14 protein-coding genes are annotated in these 14,435 nt (G+C 40.3%); 4 read left to right on the top strand and 10 right to left on the bottom strand.

Going from position 1 to position 14,435, the window contains the following annotated elements; all coding sequences use genetic code 11:
• Window positions 1-16 precede the first annotated feature (16 nt).
• Complete coding sequence (locus HEQ36_RS18305) at window positions 17-1,615, top strand: isopeptide-forming domain-containing fimbrial protein (protein WP_290708227.1); 1,599 nt, start codon at window positions 17-19, stop codon at window positions 1,613-1,615.
• A gap of 634 nt (window positions 1,616-2,249) precedes the next feature.
• Window positions 2,250-3,341 carry a redox-regulated ATPase YchF gene (ychF, locus tag HEQ36_RS18300; protein ID WP_168636675.1) on the top strand — a complete coding sequence of 364 codons (1,092 nt, stop codon included), beginning with the start codon at window positions 2,250-2,252 and terminating at the stop codon, window positions 3,339-3,341.
• Between the two features lie 76 nt (window positions 3,342-3,417).
• On the opposite strand, the gene HEQ36_RS18295 is transcribed toward ychF, so the two are convergent.
• A complete protein-coding gene (locus tag HEQ36_RS18295) occupies window positions 3,418-4,275 on the bottom strand; it encodes a prephenate/arogenate dehydrogenase (protein ID WP_053539851.1) in 858 nt (285 codons plus the stop codon).
• A gap of 186 nt (window positions 4,276-4,461) precedes the next feature.
• Here HEQ36_RS18295 and HEQ36_RS18290 point away from each other — a divergent pair, with 186 nt between their 5' ends.
• Window positions 4,462-5,037, top strand: a complete 576-nt coding sequence (locus HEQ36_RS18290; protein WP_168636674.1) for a DUF1517 domain-containing protein — start codon at window positions 4,462-4,464, stop codon at window positions 5,035-5,037.
• Between the two features lie 87 nt (window positions 5,038-5,124).
• Here HEQ36_RS18290 and HEQ36_RS18285 read toward each other — a convergent pair whose 3' ends face one another.
• From HEQ36_RS18285 to HEQ36_RS18275, 3 genes are all read right to left on the bottom strand, one after another.
• The gene (locus HEQ36_RS18285) at window positions 5,125-5,850 is read right to left on the bottom strand and encodes a transposase (protein WP_290708045.1); all 726 of its coding nucleotides are present in this window, start codon (window positions 5,848-5,850) and stop codon (window positions 5,125-5,127) included.
• Window positions 5,851-5,949: 99 nt separating this feature from the next.
• Window positions 5,950-7,524: a reverse transcriptase domain-containing protein gene (locus tag HEQ36_RS18280; RefSeq protein ID WP_290706444.1), complete on the bottom strand. Its 1,575-nt coding sequence runs from the start codon at window positions 7,522-7,524 to the stop codon at window positions 5,950-5,952.
• A 509-nt stretch (window positions 7,525-8,033) separates the two neighbouring features.
• Window positions 8,034-8,831 (bottom strand): transposase, encoded by a 798-nt coding sequence (locus tag HEQ36_RS18275; RefSeq protein WP_290708047.1) that lies wholly within the window; start codon window positions 8,829-8,831, stop codon window positions 8,034-8,036.
• A 76-nt stretch (window positions 8,832-8,907) separates the two neighbouring features.
• Between HEQ36_RS18275 and tnpA the strand changes: the two genes are divergently transcribed.
• The gene (gene tnpA, locus HEQ36_RS18270) at window positions 8,908-9,312 is read left to right on the top strand and encodes an IS200/IS605 family transposase (RefSeq protein ID WP_039202577.1); all 405 of its coding nucleotides are present in this window, start codon (window positions 8,908-8,910) and stop codon (window positions 9,310-9,312) included.
• Here tnpA and HEQ36_RS18265 read toward each other — a convergent pair.
• The 6 genes from HEQ36_RS18265 to HEQ36_RS18240 all read right to left on the bottom strand — a co-directional run bounded on the left by HEQ36_RS18265 (window position 9,303) and on the right by HEQ36_RS18240 (window position 14,387).
• Window positions 9,303-9,887 (bottom strand): carbamoyltransferase N-terminal domain-containing protein, encoded by a 585-nt coding sequence (locus HEQ36_RS18265; RefSeq protein WP_233455548.1) that lies wholly within the window; start codon window positions 9,885-9,887, stop codon window positions 9,303-9,305. The genes tnpA and HEQ36_RS18265 overlap by 10 nt on opposite strands.
• A complete protein-coding gene (locus tag HEQ36_RS18260) occupies window positions 9,875-10,366 on the bottom strand; it encodes an MATE family efflux transporter (RefSeq protein ID WP_168636672.1) in 492 nt (163 codons plus the stop codon). The genes HEQ36_RS18265 and HEQ36_RS18260 overlap by 13 nt, the downstream gene beginning before the upstream one ends.
• On the bottom strand, window positions 10,252-10,761 hold the full coding sequence (locus HEQ36_RS18255; RefSeq protein WP_233455547.1) for a Rieske 2Fe-2S domain-containing protein: 510 nt from the start codon (window positions 10,759-10,761) through the stop codon (window positions 10,252-10,254). Before HEQ36_RS18255 ends, HEQ36_RS18260 begins: the two co-directional genes overlap by 115 nt.
• A 24-nt stretch (window positions 10,762-10,785) precedes the next feature.
• On the bottom strand, window positions 10,786-11,415 hold the full coding sequence (locus HEQ36_RS18250; protein ID WP_205748587.1) for a hypothetical protein: 630 nt from the start codon (window positions 11,413-11,415) through the stop codon (window positions 10,786-10,788).
• A gap of 372 nt (window positions 11,416-11,787) precedes the next feature.
• Window positions 11,788-12,747, bottom strand: a complete 960-nt coding sequence (locus HEQ36_RS18245; protein WP_205748586.1) for a hypothetical protein — start codon at window positions 12,745-12,747, stop codon at window positions 11,788-11,790.
• A gap of 2 nt (window positions 12,748-12,749) precedes the next feature.
• Window positions 12,750-14,387: a hypothetical protein gene (locus tag HEQ36_RS18240; RefSeq protein ID WP_168636671.1), complete on the bottom strand. Its 1,638-nt coding sequence runs from the start codon at window positions 14,385-14,387 to the stop codon at window positions 12,750-12,752.
• Between the last annotated feature and the right edge of the window lie 48 nt (window positions 14,388-14,435).

The raw sequence follows: 14,435 nt of genomic DNA, 5'->3' as shown, positions 1-14,435 counted from the left end.
TGGAACTGCTCTATCTGTGGGAACTTATAATGCCAAGGTTTACGTTACTGCTGGAGAATATCACTTTCCCCTGTTAGACGTTGAGAGCAATCAAAATGGGATTAGAATCATCATGGAAAACGCTCCAGGAGCTTTTACCGGGACGAATACTACTGGGGTTGCTATAAACAGCAGTACCATATACTATGACGATAGTAACTATACAACTAAAGATGGTACACCTGTTAATTTAGATTTGACGGGTGACGAACTTGCTACTTCTCCCCGTGATGCTACTAAAGGGGTTAATACTAATACGTTTGGACGGCATGAATGGTCACGCTTGTACGGTAATGACAAGGGTATAGATACTTGGAAATATTTCTTAGATCCGAACGGAACTGCTACTCCAGTCGTAATTGTTGCCACAACTCCCAACGTTGCCGGAACTAAACAAGTAGCATTTAAAGCAGATAATGATAGTAGTGGCTCAGTGACAAAAAATGATACTGTTGAATACACTGTTAGTTATGCCAATACTGGTGATGCTAATGCTAATAATTTCATGATTAAAGACACCCTGCCAGCCGACTTGACTTATGTACCTGGCTCGTTGGCCATTGTTTCCCAGACTTCAGGAAACACCTTGGCAATTAATCCTAATTACGGTGTAACGACTGGTGGCATTATTGATGTTAATCTGACTAATACTGGTACTTTGCGTGCAAATGATACAGTCACTATTAAATTTAGTGCTACAGTTAATACTGCTGCCGTTACGATTAGTAACCAAGCAACAGCTAATTTTAATCCAGCTACTAATACAACAGTTACTGTTACTACCTTAACAGATGCAGTACCAACTACTACTACTGATGGTGCTACTGATAAACCCACAAAATCTGGAGATATTGTTTTACAGACTGCTGACGACGGTACGGATACGGGTAACAATCCTGGTAGTACCAGCGATGATGATCCTACCTTATTTACATCTGTGAATAATCCGCCAAAATTACTGTTGGTTAAACGAATTACGGCTCTTAACGGTATTACCACTGACTTTACTGGATTTGATTCCTCAGCGCCAACGCCGGAAGACACTGATACTAATTGGCCTGATAAGATTACTTATCTACGGGGGAAAATTAATGGTAGTACAGTTAAATCGGGGGATATTTTAGAATATACCATTTACTTCCTGTCTAGAGGTTTTGCGCCGGCAGTGAGTACGAAGATCTGCGATTTAGTGCCAGATAATCTCGAGTTTGTACCTACAGGTTTTAATAGTGATACTACTATTCCTTCAGATTCTGGTATAACAACGACGACAGCAGATTTCGGTATTGTTTTGGGCTGGAATTCTACTGGTACTGGTGGTTTACCTTCACCGGCCACACCTTTGACCGGATCTTATTTATTGAGGTTAACAGGTGCAGGAACAGATACAGATGCAGGTGAATTTTTCGCGGCTGGTGTCACCCCCAGTACAACCTGTGCTGCAACTAATACAAATGGTGCAATTGTCGTGAAAGTTGGTGGTTCAACACCAGCAGCGGGAATACCCCAGTCCACGGGGGTGGGAACACCAGTAGGTTCTTATGGTTTCTTTCGTTTTAGGGCTAAGGTAAAATAAACTGCTTAATCTTTAATTTTCTGATCTCTATCATCTAGACAAAGCATTTGTTACCAAAACCTTATATACTAAGTAGGTTAGCATTGAAAATCGTCGTTATGGCAAGGCAACAGGCAAGAGGCAAGAGGCAAGAGTGAAGAGGGTTTGGGCGATTTTACTTTTCTTTACACAGATTGGTTTTATTGTGTTCACCTACTTATATTAAACTTTGATAAACTTGAAAGCTGTATTAAATATGACGTTATAACTATGTATTCCTAAATAAATACTAGGATATCTATGGTTTTTAAGGTTTAATAAAGACTAATTAATTCTCCGTTAATAAATATTTATATACAACTCACATTCAGTATTGCCTTGCCCTAATATAGAATTGCGTGTCATTGTCTGAAAATTTTGGTATCATTGGGTTATGGATAATTCCCAAAATACCTGGATGAAAGTCTTTTTGAGACTTCCAAGAAATAAATTATCCTAAGAAACGAACCACAGAGGCACAGAGTACACAGAGAGAGAATTTCTGCATCAGTTTTGGGACATTTTTTTATTTGGAAGTCTCTTTGTGAATTAAATCCAACCATCCTCCACCTGTTTGAATTATCCTGATACTTGAAACCAAAATCTAAAATTTGCAATGCTAAGAGCCGGAATTGTCGGACTTCCCAACGTCGGAAAATCAACCCTATTTAACGCTGTAGTCGCTAACGCTAAAGCTGAAGCCGCTAACTTCCCATTTTGCACCATTGAACCGAATGTTGGTATGGTCTCAGTCCCCGATGACCGGTTAGACGTTCTCGCCAAAATTGCCACCTCAGTGCAAACTATACCTGCCCGTGTTGAATTTGTTGACATTGCCGGTTTAGTTAAAGGTGCAAGTCAAGGAGAAGGACTGGGTAATCAATTTTTATCCCACATTCGGGAAGTTGATGCGATCGTTCATGTTGTGCGTTGTTTTGAAAACGATGATATCATTCACGTAGCCGGTTCTGTTGACCCAGCACGAGATATTGAAATCATTAATTTAGAACTTGGTTTATCGGACTTATTCCAAATTGAAAAACGTATTGAAAGAACTCGTAAACTTGCTCGTACCAGCAAGGATGCACAATCGGAAATAGAAATTCTGGAAAAATTAGCTGTCGCTTTAAATGAGGGTAAATCTGTTCGTCAAGTTGGTTTAAATACCGAAGAATCGGAAATTATTAAGGGCTTAGGATTACTTACCAATAAACCCATTATTTACGCTGCTAATGTTTCTGAAGAAGACTTAGCTACAGGTAATGATTTTGTCGAAAAAGTGCGAGCAGTTGCGGCGGTTGAAAATGCCCAAGTTGTCATAGTTTCTGCCCAAGTAGAAGCGGAATTAGTCGAATTACCAGAAGCCGATAAAGCTGACTTTCTGGAATCTTTGGGAGTCAAAGAAGGTGGGTTAAAATCCTTAATTCGGGCAACTTACACTCTTTTAGGTTTGCGGACTTATTTCACCTGTGGACCGAAAGAAACCCGCGCTTGGACAATCAATGCTGGGATGTCTGCACCTCAAGCCGCAGGAGTCATTCACTCTGATTTTGAACGGGGATTTATTCGGGCAGAAACTGTAGCTTATCATGATTTAGTAACTCATGGTTCAATGAGTGCAGCCAAAGAAAAAGGCTTAGTCAGAAGTGAAGGAAAAGAGTATATTGTCCAAGAAGGTGATGTACTATTATTCCGGTTTAATGTATAAATCGCAATAAAACCGTAGGGCGCAGGGCCTGCGCCCTCATTTATATTTCAAATCAAGCACTTTTTCAAGTTCTCGATCATTCGTCCTGATTCCTGACTCCAACAAAATCAGGACGCGCTTGCTGATTGAATTTAAACTTTTCCTCTAACAATTCCCATTTTTCCTGCTCAATTATATGAATAAATTCGTCTAAATTTTCGCGGTATTGATGAAGGGAATGTAATAATGCTTGGCGGTTATATTGCGCCATCATGACTCCTAATTCTGGATTTCCACCGCCAACCCTACTTGTATCTCGAAACCCCGAACTAGCAAAATTTTGGGCTAATGTAGCAATTTCTGGATCTTTCTCACTTAAACAAGCTGCAATCAAGGAGGCACTCACCATTACAGGTAAATGAGAAATCCAACTCACAGCCCGGTCATGTTGTTCTGGTTGACAATGGTAGATAATAGAACCGAGCGATCGCACAATTTCTTCTACAATTATCACAGCATCACCAGGTGTTGTCTCCACTGGCGTTAATACATAAGGCCGATTGACAAACAAATTTCGCTGTGCTGCTTCTATCCCGACATCAGTTTTTCCCGCCATGGGATGACCACCAACAAAATTTTCCCATAAAGGAGAAATCGTTTCCACTATGGGTGTTTTAACTGAACCAACATCAGTGATAATAGTAGTCTTTGGTAAATGAGTTATTAATTCTTTCACTTGGGGGACTATCAGTCCTATAGGGGTACAAATAAATACAACCTCTGCTGATGCCAACAAGCTCAAGTCCACCGACGCTTGATCAACACTACCAAGTTTAATTGCTTTCTCACAGGTTGATTCACGACGGCTGACACCTAAAATATAATGTCCTTGCGATCGTAAATCGAAACCTAAACAACCACCAATGAGTCCCAGTCCTACAATACCAATTTTCATCGTCATTTTGAAAATTTAATTTTTACTTATTCTCTCGATACTTTACCAACTCCAACTCTCAAAGTTGGCAATACCAGGGTAGACATCATACCTGATTTTTCCGTGATTGCAGATTTTATCAAAGAATTTTACTGCATTGGTTAATATACAGTTGTCAACATTTACCGAAATTACAGGAGAAAACAAATGTTTAATCGCATGATGGGCAGAACTCGCTATATTGTCTGTCGGTTGTTTTTGCATTTAAAGGGAGATGAAGTAGCACCAATCTTAGGCACTCTCAATCGTGCCGCCAGCGCAGCGATTAATGCTGACGGTGAGCTAGAAGTTTTAGGAGAAGGATTGGTGGAACTATGCCAAACTTTCCTCCAATATGACGAATATTGGTTCTCTGCTGCCAATGAAGGTGATGTCTTTTGGAATGAAGGGGAAGCAGGAGATTATGTCAATGAACTATTCACAGACTCAGCCCAAAGATATGGAGCTAATCTGGATTTGAATTCCTCAAATCAGCCCTTATCACTTCCCGTCACCCGAAACATCATTGTCATGATTACAGTCGCGGCTGAGGGGGAAATTCCAGAGTTAGAAACCGATTTGGCTAACATCTCCGCCTTGAAAGCAGCCTTTAAAGCCCTAATTAATCTACACTACAAACATAAACTCCGCGCTATCCAAGTACATTTTTCCCCAGCCCAATTAGGTGATGAACTTTCCAGCGACCAATTATTGGAATATTATCCAGAATTGATTCCTCTGTAAATGATTTGTTAAGGCATAGGGCAGCGTGAGATGAATGGCTTGACACTCCCCGGTCTAAAGACGCGGGGATTCTTAATCGAATAATTGTCAAGACAACTGCTCGAATAATATCCGCTTTTCAGGTATTACCTTAGATGTACGGTTCTTGCCCTGATCCTGTTTGCCATTACTGGCAGAATCATCTCTGACAAGCGTAACTTTCCCGCAGTCCGCAGGTAGGTTTTTAATGTCTTTGCTGACAAATTTTAAATTAGCTCTTCGTAAAATTGTCCGGGAGGCTTGAGTATCAGCATGGTCAATATGACCGCAGTTTTCACAAATGAACTTTTCGCCATCTCTGTTAGCTTTACTAATATGATGACAAGCCGAACATTCTTGAGAAGTAAATTTAGGATTAACGGATAATACTGGCTTACCAGACTTCAATGCCAGCCAAGCGATTTTAGAAAATAAGTCACCCCAACTGGCATCAGAAATAGAGCGATTTAACCCACGTTTTGCAGATTGACCATTAGGCATAAATCGCCCTTTCTGCCGTTTAGGTTTGCAGCGGGACTTCATCGCCTTAACATTTAGATCCTCTTGGACAATTGCCTCAGCGGTGTTAACAACTTTATTAGCTGCTTTCCATTGATGATCATTCCGTTTATCTGCAATCTTTTTATGTAGTTTGGCGACTCTTTTCCCGGCTTTTTTACGATTATTAGAACCCTTGACTTTACGGTTAACCCGGCGCTGTCTGATTCTTAATTGACGACGGACTTTTTTGTTAGTTGCAAATTTAGGATTTTCAATAAATGAACCATCCGACAAAGAAATTAATTTAGGTAGAGTCGAGGGCGGGTATTATCCCGCGCCCCTCTCTGTTAAATCTGGACGTGCCACTTTCACGGCATCCAGCTTCCGATGTTCTTAGCTTTCGCTTTTGCTCATGTGAATATAATCGTGGCAGCTTTCATGAATTGCTAGAAGGTTTTTAGGTTTACCATTCTTATGGTTTCCATCTATATGATGTAAGTGTACCTTCTCATCACTGAGCATTTTTAACCCACAATTACCACATTTATGGTTTTGCCGTTTGAGGGCTTTAGAGGTGTTACCGTCATATAACTTACTGTTGCGTTCGCTCCAGTAGGTTATATCTCCGTCGTAGGGTGATTTTTCACCTTTGACATTGATATGTTTATTTTCGGAGTAAGGGACTGCTGGGAACGCCTTATCTAGTAATTGCTTACTAGTGTAGCGATTCTGCTTTGTTTCCTTGTTGAATACCCTAAATGCTCTAGTTTCGATGTGGAATAACGAGTTTCTTGACCCGTCCATCTTGCAGAAGCGGTGGTAATTCCTCCAACCTCTAACTACAGGGGCTAATTTCTCAGCCTTTGTGGTAGAACCATAATTCGAGTTGTTGACGATGTGTTTTACTTTCTTGCGGAAAGCTTTGAAATTGTCCGCTGATGGGACGCATCTAAACTTCCCGTTTTTCTGGACTTTAAAATTCCAGCCGAGGAAATCAAACCCCTCTGTCGCGGCGGTTAACTTTGTCTTTTTCTCACTGACTTTCATTCCCCGCTCTGCTAAGAACTGACTGATTTTGTCAAGTATATCAGTTGCATCGTCTTGTGGTCTGAGTATTATTACCATATCATCGGCGTAGCGAATTGATGGCTCAATAATCCTTTCCTTTGGGGTCTTGTCTGTGATTCTGTAGCCTGACATCTGGTGATATCTGTGAATACTTTCAATCCCATTTAAGGCGATGTTAGCTAAAAGTGGACTTACCACCCCGCCTTGAGGTGTTCCTTGTTCAGGAAACTCTGGATTAACTCCGGCTTTGAGACAGCGGAATACTCCCTGTCTTATACTCTTAGGAGCGATAAGTTTATCCATGATGGCGGTATGGTTTATCCTGTCAAAGCATTTTTCAATATCGAGTTCTATAACTCGTTTATCTATTCCATTGCAAAATGAGCGTAGGTTGTTGAACAGGATTTTCTGGGCATCGTGAGCCGAACGCCCCGTCCTAAACCCATAGCTGTATGCGTGGAAGGTTGCTTCGTGCGCTGGTTCTAATGCGTATTTGATAAGGCATTGATACGCCCTATCGGCAATAGTGGGGACTTTGAGAATCCGGGTTTTACCATCCTTTTTAGGGATGGGTATTTCACGCAATCCCTGGTGATTCCAGTTATTGCATTCTGTTCTAAGTTTTTCATTTAGTTCAAACCTTTGCTCGAATGAGAGCGCGGTTTTCCCGTCAATTCCCGCTGTCTTTTTCCCAGCATTTAGCTGTGTTACTTGACGAATAGCCAGTAATCTTGCTGCGGTTGATTTCAGAATCAGCTTTTGTAGGGACTTAGCTTTGCGCTTGTCGCCAACTTGAACCGCTTTGTACACTCGTTTTTGTAGGCGGAATAGGTTACGGCGGAATTTCTTCCAAGGTAACGTTTTCCAGGATTCACTAGAGTTTTCTCTGTGTCTAATCATGCTCTGCTCCAATTTGTGTATTCTGAACACCTCAGACCAATTACGGTCTGTCCTACCCGAATTGAAGGAGTTCCGCTGCTCGTCTAGCCTACTTTAGGGTTCGACCTCCCTAAGACCCTCAATCCGTTTTTATTCGTTCCCTCGGTTAGATTGTTAGTTCCTTTAGGTGTAGCCATTTCAACTACTGGAATCCCTAGACTCTTGCCGCTATTAATTAAAGATGCGGCGGGAATTAATTCCAGTTAAGTCAGGATTTTTAATGTTGTGTCCTGCTTCGTAGTTAGTCGCTTTTCTAGGCTCTGTTTCACCGTGGGAACTCCCCATTAGCACCAGTGTCACCCCACAACGGATGTCTGATTGCGCCCTGTTCCTAGCTTCGACCTCCCGAAACCGAGTCGGGTCATCGTAGGCAGATAGGGAGTCATACCTGAGTCTGGTAGATGGGACTTACACCCATATCAGACCGAGAGTTCAACCTTTCCTCTATTACTAGAGTTGGGTTGGTTAGCTTATGTACGGGCTGGATACCGTGATTCAACTAACAACGAATCGCACTTAATTCCTACGTCAATACCCACCGCTGATTTGACAGTTTCAATTTCTGTGACTTCAGGTAGCGATTCAGGTAAATTGAGTAATACACTCATGTACCATCCGTCAGCTTCTTTAATTACTGTTACCGTCCTAATGTCAGCATCTACGGGAATAGTCCGACTATCAAAATAGCGCATAGTCCCCAGTCCAGGAAAGTAGGCATGGGAATAGCATCGGGGCTGATTGGATTCACGATTAACGGTTAATTTTACTTGTCCTGGCTTGAATTGAAAAGTTTTAAAATTAGCTGCTTTACGAAACGCAGGAAAACCCCTTTTGTGTTGAAAAAATCCGTTATAAGCAATATCTAATTTAGCTAAATTACCTTGTAAAACATCTGAATTAATTCGGCTATACCATTCAGATTCAGAACGTAATTCAGTTGTTCTCTTACTTTGAATATCAGTCGCACTACCCCAGCTTAAACCATGCTTCTTACTATTTTTTGTTAGCCCAGAGGACATTACGCCATGCTTAACGATAGGGCAGGTTAATGGGCAATAAGAACCATATTCAATACGACTATCTAAGTCTGAAAATGCGCCATATTGGTACATAACAGACTCATCTGATTTTTGGTTATTAGTTTCAAATCCGCGCTGACGTTCTGCTAAACAATAATTTCTGTGTTTCCGCAAAGTAACAAGCCACTCAGACATTAAGGCTTGTTGCCCAATATTCGGTTGTAGCTTGAATCTCCAGCGTATTTGCACAGGTTTATTTTGTTGATATGATTGACGATATGACTATCTTAGTCTACAATTTAAAGGAAGTCAATAGCTAAAATATATGAAAAAAAGTTCTTATGAATATCGGCATTATAATCACGCTGTCGGATTGAGCGTGATTCATTTAGTCTGGATACCTAAACGCCGAAAAAAAGTGCTTGTAGGGAAAATCAGGGATAGGATTTTTGAGATATTTTCGGCATTAGCTATTGAAAAAGATTGGAATATTCGGGCGTTAGAAGTTGCACCAGATCACATTCATTTATTCGTAGAGATTCATCCAACTGATGCAATATTTCAGGTAGTTAAAGCATTTAAAGGACGCTCATCTAATTACCTAAGAAAAGAGTTCCCAGAATTAAAAAAGCTACCGTCACTTTGGACTAGCAGCTATTTCTTTTCAACTGCTGGAAACGTTGCTGCTGATACTATAGAAAGATATATTAATGACCCGCATCATGGTTGAGAATATTGGACGCGGTTAAAACCGCACGAGTAGGCTTTCCCCCGCGCTCTAAAGAGACGCGGCTCCCAGCCTTCCCGCAATCTCCTGGTGGTTGCCCACTCTCCTACACCATCTAAGCACAAAACGGCAGCACGCTCAAAAGGACTGGGAAAAAAAGCAGAAGCCGCATGGGCTTGGTGATGTGAGGTAAATAATAGAGGCGGCAATTGAGAAGTTTTGCACTCCCCCAAGAGTGCCAATTCTTTTTTTAGGATTGTTTTTAGGCAAAGCTTTTCTTTTAGCCAGATTGGGATGGCTGTGATAAACGAGCTAAATCCTTTTGGCGCATGGGCTAAATAGGTTTCCAACAATCGCTCAAACTTGACTAATGGCTTGTCGTAAAAAACAATTTGATCGATATATTGTAACTTGGTTCCTGCTTGTTTTAGACAGTAAGCGATCGCTCCAATAGGAAAACTAGCATCGTGCTTTCGTCTTGAAAAACGTTCTTCCTGGGCTGCGGCAACGATTTCGCCATCGACAACCATAGCGGCAGCGCTATCGTGGTAGTAAGCTGAAATTCCTAAGATATGCATTTCAACACCTTTTCGGCGGGTATAATTTGACTCTCTTCCCCGTTATTACTATTGGCAATCTTATGGGCAATCATTTGATAAAAACGAACCATTAAAATGACTCCAGATAGGAGTGGACTCAAAACCATACTTAACCAGATACCGATACCTCCCCAACCTAAAATGATTGCCATGAAATAGCTTCCTGCCAAGCCAAGAACCCAGACAACTAAGTTCATTAACACTGGAACGAACGTATCTTGCAACCCTATCAAAGCCCCAACAGTAATCATTTGAATACTGTAAAAAATTTGGAATAATCCCGACAAAGCGAGAAAAGAAGTTGCTGTATTAATTGCTTCGATATTCTCTGGATTGTTTATATTTAAATAAATTCCCGCAATTTGATATGGAAGCAACCAGAAAATGAGTGCCGCAGCACTCGCAAAAATGGCACCAATCGTAATCCCAATTGATGCTGCCCTTCTTGCACATCCCATTCGGGGAATGAAGGTATATCATTCACAGGGCTCCCTAAACAGACCCACACTAAGCCGTAGCGTTCCTGGCAATGATAGGTCTTGGCGATCGCACTTGCTGGGGGTATCATGTCAGGGTGAGCCGGGATCTGTACGCATTTACCTGCTTGATTGTATCTCCATCCGTGATATGCACAAACCAAAGTATTATTCGCAATTTCTCCCATAGACAGAGCAACACCTCGGTGGGGACAGTGGTCTTGCCATACCTGTATGGGTGAATTCTGTTCATGACTGCGCCATAGTACCAATTTAACTCCCAACAAACTAGCTGTGGTGATACTTCCTGGTTTACAATCTTCTATCTTTGCGACTACGTACCAGTCGTTGATTAAGATTAGGTCGGCATTTGTCATAATTGTCTCCTAAGTTTTACCACTCTATGTCACCCTTGTGAAACGATAATTAAAATAAACATTAAAAATAGGACAATGCGATTCAATAATCTGAATACGGTATTCGTCTTCCAGGTGGCGTTGTAACCACTCTATGCCCAACCTATTAGTGACATGACTTTTTTGACCAAAAATATCCCGTCCGCAGCGCACAAAATCTGCTGCATCAAAAGTTGGTTCAAACTCTGCAACGACAAAGCGCGACGGCTCTCCTGTTTGAGGAAACTGGAAATTTAAGTCATACTGTGCGTCCAATAATTGTGGCTTCGGTGCCGCGGTCCACTTAGCTCCTGCCTGAAAATATTCCTTGAGCAGCTTTCGATACGCCCAAGTTTCAAAATAGCGGTTGCGATCTGCCATTGGTGCTTCAATAATCTCATTGCCAATCACCAAAAAAACATCACGAGGATTGGCGGCACAAAAACCACTTCCTACTTGCCAAGCTGGTGTGGAGAAGGGGGCAGAGAAATCTACAGGGTTGACTCGACGAACTTTGACTCCTTCTGCTTCAAGAATGTGAATAAATTCATTTAGTTCTTTGTGTGCTAATGCAATCATCTCTGGTGGATAGGGAATTCCTCCTGTCTCAGAGAGTACCTTTTGGGCAGATTCCAATTCTTCAAGAGGGAATGTCCATTTGTTGATTGGTTCTAGGGCAGAACCATTAAGCCTTAGCGGCTGGATGGGTGGTTTTATGATTGTAGCTGCATCTATTTGGGCAATGCTAAAACGTAAGTAAAGAAAAACATAACAACGCGTTCTAGCAGAATTTTGTACTGCCTATATTTTTTAAATCTTCAATCCTCCAATGTCGATGATATAAATCAGTTACCATATAGGAGAGAGAGCGAAAAATTTCGGGGGAGATGGGGTTAACAGAGTTTTGAAATCTTAGGAACGCAAATTTAATAACCTGCAATTCTGATGTAACCTGGAATGGTGCGTTACGCTGTCGCTAACACACCCTACTTTTGCACCTTATTTAATTCACATTCCTAAGTCGGTGATGGAATTATAGGTTTGGGATAGGCGATCGCACTTTTTCCGTAGGTTATCAATAATTTTATCTTTTTCCAGCACTTCAAATGAGAACCACTGGAGTAACATCCATCCTGGTTTAGCGCGACGTAATTCCCCCTCAAACACCAAACCAAATAATAGTTTACCCTGGTGATTACCTAACGCTGGTTTATTACCTTTGAGTGAAGATAAGGGAATGACTAAATCAAATTCAGAAGAGTCGAGTTTAGGGTTATAACCAACAGTTCCTTTACCAATCCATTCTACTAAATTATCGTTGTTTCTGAATGCTGCCCTAAATTGTAAGGGTTTATTTTCATCAGGTTCAAGTTCTTCATCTTCTCCAGTATCGGGATTAAATTGTTGTAATGGCAGTCCCAGTAATTGCATCAGTGCTTTACTAGCTTTGGCGTGACTATCCCCAGTCTCCCAATGAATATTATTGACTGCATCATCTAAGTCGTTACCATCTGAATCTTTATTTTCATCATCTACTACTACATATTTCATTTGTTTGTATACCAGTTTCTTACAACCAGTATGCAAAATGCTACCGTAAATTATACGTTTCCATTGGTCTTTAGCTGTTTCCCCAAAATACTTTTTACCGATGGTTTTTTCATTAGTGAATGTGAATCTTCCATGATTTCTAGAACCACTGGCTAAATCCAGAAAGAATGCTGCTTGATAACCTTTAGGTTTAAATGCGTTTAATGCTGATGCCCTGGTTTCTGTTGTTTCTATTTCCCCAATACAAAAATCTAATTTTGGATGTAATCCTGCTAATAATATATTTCGTAATACTACTTTAGGTGCATTTGACCATTTATTTTCAGTACAATTCCACACTGACCATTCAGCAACGGTGGCGATTGAACCTACCGAACCATCTTCGATATAGCGGGTGTTTGTGAATGTTATTGTCATAATTAAAAATCCATGTATTCTAAACTTGATAATCCTGCGTTAATTGTGATAGCGGCTTCTTCAGGAATAATTACCGGAGTTTCATTGGATATGTCCATGCTTCTAGCAATCTGTTCATTTTTAAATGTCAAAGCATAAATAAAGTCATAATTCTTATTGGTTTCGGTAATAAATCCCTCTTTCAATGTTTGTATATCCTCCATTTTCTCGTCACCAATTACTCTGGCACAACAGATATCGGGTTCTGTTTGGGATGCCAATAATCCCAGTATTAAAATAAAATCACCGAGTTGATTTCTTTTAGCCATTTTGATAGCAATAATCACCAGGATTGCTGCTGCTAAAATATAAGGAGCGCAAGCTGTTAATAAACCCCATGCCCCCGCAAACATTCCGGTATTATTGAAAACTGCTGGTAATAGGTCTTTGACTGTTCTTAGTAATCCCCCAGTAATATAACGAATTGCTTCACCTCCGGGAATATCTAATCGTTTTAAGATTATAGAAATCGTAGTATTTTTTAAGGCTTCAACGAAAACTCCCGGTAATTGCACTCCCTTTAAAATAAATGTTGTCAGAATACTTTCGGTAATCTTTTTCAATACTTCAATGGCGTTGATTGTTGTCGGTATATCCACAGGAACAATTGCACCATAAGCACTAGAAATATTCCCAAATTGTGATTTAATTGTGTCTTCTTTATAGTTATTTTCTTCTTGATTAGATAACAATTTCCCGGCTTTTCTAAATAGTTTTTTGATACCGTTAATTGTTGGATTAACAATCTTGCTTTTCAGAAACTTCAACAGTCCTGATTTATCCTTGTGTTCTTGTCTCGCTTCTGCCCTCGCTGCCTTGGATTCATCTTTACCTAAAACCAATTCTTTGATTTTTTGTAAAGCATCCGCAAGTTCTTCTTTGAGTTTATCTAGGAGTCCTTGAAATATATTGACAATTTTGAGGTTGTCCTGGGGGAAATCAGCGAACTGCTTGCAGCAGCGCTTCGCTATCGCCGATGGAAATTCCTGCTCTGTTTTCTCCCTAATTGCCACAAAGTGATTCCTTACTTCCTGTGGTACAGGGTCTTCTTGTTCATCAAATTGGGATAATAAACTATCATAAGCATTGAGCATTAATGTTTTTAAATCCTCAATTTGTTGAGAAAACCAACTTTTATTTACTTGTTCTACAGATTTAATTCTGTCATAAACTGAATCATCGTTATCATAACCACTACTATTAATATTCTTCCAATTAATCAATATATTATTAACTTCTACGGCTGCTTTATAAGTTTCGATATTCGCTAGGCGTTGTCCAATGGCATCCAGTTTTTGTTGTCCAACAGCACTTGGATTACCGTGTACTTTAGAGTTGAAAACTTTGTTGACACCATAACAAGATTGTAGGATTTCCGCAGAAGCATAGCCAACTTCATCGTCTAATTCTGATTTAGAAAAGTAATTAATAATCGCTTTTAGTGAAGGTAAATTATCTTGCGAGTAAACTACTGGTTGAATTGAATCAAACCAATCCTCTTTATTTGACAAAGCTTGCACAACTTCTGTGGGGACTCTTAACCCACCCTTGTTTACCCAAATTCCATCGGTTATTTGACTTAAAACTTCTTCTGGTGTCATGGTCTATAAATTTAATTTAGTTAATAAAAATATGTTAAGGATGCTAAT

The organism is Anabaena sp. 54 (assembly GCF_017355725.1).
Classification (GTDB): Bacteria; Cyanobacteriota; Cyanobacteriia; order Cyanobacteriales; family Nostocaceae; genus Dolichospermum; species Dolichospermum heterosporum.
This window is presented reverse-complemented; position numbering and strand designations above follow the sequence as displayed.